Raw genomic sequence first — 1,818 nt, 5'->3', positions numbered from 1 at the left:
AGCGGCAAGCTCAGTTACCGCTTCTAGATCGTTCGACGGCGTCACCGCGAAAGAGGAGCGACCGGCAAAACCGGGCGCTTCTCTGCTTTTTTTAACGATCGGAACTATGCGCCGTAGCATTCCACTGGTCTGGCCTAGCCTTAGGAGCGGCGCCGTCCAATCGGATAGCCTGATCCATACCGCCTCCACACTGCACGACAGTCCTTTTTTCGATGTGGCTGAACGACCTTTCGACCAAAAAATATCGTTAGGCGCAGATTATGGGTCGCCTCACCCCTCGTGCAACACCGCTAGACTAACACGTTGATCGGCTGAGGCATCGGACTTCCGCATCGGGTCAATTGCGTCGGTTTAGTGTCGTCCGCATGAAGTCTGTTCGTCCCTCGATAGTGTTGCAAAAGTCGAAAATCGAACCGCGCCGAAATCTCGCGAAAGTTGATATTTAGATGTGCTTACCGCCGCAAAGCTCTTTAGCGCCACTAGGAAGGTCGGTGGTCGTTTTTGTGTGAAACGATGTGGCCCCGCACATCGCCGCGGGCGAAACGCATCAGCGGTCCTGAAAAATTTTAGTCGTCACCCCAAAAAGACTTTTTCAACACAATCCCCTCAACAACGGACATTCGGTGGGCGGCATGGCACGTCGGTTTCGTGCCAGAACCGGAAGTCGGTGCATCGCCGGAGCACTTGCCTTGTGCGGAACTGATTAGCCTGCATACAGCACGATGTCGAATACCACCAATTTCGACTCTGGTTCGAACTCGGGAGGCGGCGGCAATAGCTTCGTGATGAGCAATTCCGTTCGCCCCGCACTTTGCAGAACACGGTCCGTACTGTTGTAAGGGTCGCCTTCAAAGTACATCTGGGTCACAAGCCTATCTTGCTTGCCATATACTTCGAAGTGAATGTGCGCTGGCCGGACTGTATTGGGACCAACAGGATACGCGGCCGGTTTAATAGTCTTGAACCTGTATCGACCTTCCGTGTCCGTGGTCAGAACGGCTGATCCTTCAAAATTCGGGTCGAGCGGCGCGGGGTTCGTATCGCTCCGATGCTTGTAACGCCCATGAGCGTTGGCCTGCCAAACCTCGACCTTGGAGTTGCGAACGGGTTCGCCCTTCAAATTGACCACTTGTCCCGTGACGTTCAGGATTTGACCCTCGGCGCGACCCGGTCGACCGGGCACTTTCGTTAGATCGGCGTTTTGATCAAATGGTTTCAGTGGATAGAACGGACCACGTATTTGGCCGGGCGTGCGCTGCAAGGCCGCTTGAGCAAACGCGAACTTGGTTGAGACGACGCTTGTGAGGCCAAGTATCGCAGACATTCTAAAGATTTCCCGACGGCTGAGATCAACTATGGAGTAAGTCGCCATTGCCGAGTCCTCCTCAATTTTCGCTGTATTTTCAGGTGGGCAAAGCCATCCACCTGATTGTTCGATATCCTCCAACCCTGAAATCGCGAAGAATACCATTAGGCCCGCTCACCCGCCAACGCTACCTGCGCGCGCGTGAGAACAATTCCGCTCCGGTCAATCGCGTTTATTCCGACCATGGGCCGGACCACTTCCGGTCTGCCCCTATAAGCCGACATCCTAAGAGCCAGTTGGCATGTCTCAAACGTGCCAAAAGCGGAAGCGATGCCTACTCGCGAACACCAGCGGAGCCGCAAAACGGCGATTGTGCGAAGCATCAAGAAATGGCTCTGTTGAGCCGGTTCTCTATTCTCGACTATTGCACGGGTCTGCAGCGCAATAAGATCGGATCGACGGCAGTACCCAGCAGTCAGATGGAGGAGGTCATGAGGGCCTTACTTGCCATA

1 protein-coding gene is annotated in these 1,818 nt (G+C 54.5%); it reads right to left on the bottom strand.

Features of this window, described 5'->3' with window-relative positions:
- Nucleotides 1-703 precede the first annotated feature (703 nt).
- Nucleotides 704-1,471, bottom strand: a complete 768-nt coding sequence (locus N554_RS36795) for a dioxygenase family protein (RefSeq protein ID WP_081851507.1) — start codon at nt 1,469-1,471, stop codon at nt 704-706.
- Nucleotides 1,472-1,818: the final 347 nt, after the last annotated feature.

This window comes from Bradyrhizobium sp. URHD0069 (assembly GCF_000701345.1).
Taxonomy (GTDB): domain Bacteria; phylum Pseudomonadota; class Alphaproteobacteria; order Rhizobiales; family Xanthobacteraceae; genus Bradyrhizobium.
Note: the sequence above shows the minus strand (reverse complement) of the source record. Positions and strands in the feature narration are given on the sequence as shown.

Bases quoted from the DNA above. Each gene is read 5' to 3' on its own strand.
- N554_RS36795 (WP_081851507.1), bottom strand. From the start codon at position 1,471: ATGGTATTCTTCGCGATTTCAGGGTTGGAGGATATCGAACAATCAGGT.